This is a genomic window from Paenibacillus sp. 1-18, from assembly GCF_000520755.1.
Lineage (GTDB): Bacteria > Bacillota > Bacilli > Paenibacillales > Paenibacillaceae > Paenibacillus > Paenibacillus brasilensis.
This window is the reverse complement of sequence record NZ_ASSB01000022.1, coordinates 1-327: the sequence shown is the minus strand read 5'-3', so window position 1 is coordinate 327 and position 327 is coordinate 1. Positions and strand designations below refer to the sequence as shown.

Below are 327 nucleotides of genomic sequence, written 5' to 3'. Positions count from 1 at the left end.
AAATTAAAACACAATGTTATCAAGGGAGTATTTACAGGCGGAATTATTGCATTCTTATTGGTAGTAATTGAGCTTGCTATCTTTAAAGGTTTTAGTTTTGACATAGGAATCAGATGGATCATTACACCGTTAGCGGCGTTTTCTGAAGAAGTAGTGTTCCGGGGATTCATTATGAATAAACTAAGAGACCATCGGGTGAAGGGATATAACTTTATACAAGCGATACTTTTTATGGGGATACACTTTCCAATAGGTATTATTTCAGGATATTCACTTCTTAACTATGTGACCATATTTCTCGTAGGATACATTCTTGGATTTATATAT

At 33.9% G+C, this 327-nt stretch carries 1 protein-coding gene; it reads left to right on the top strand.

What is annotated here, in order from left to right:
• Positions 1 to 327: CPBP family intramembrane glutamic endopeptidase (locus L693_RS0101375; RefSeq protein ID WP_025715728.1), on the top strand; the 327-nt coding region annotated here is incomplete at both ends.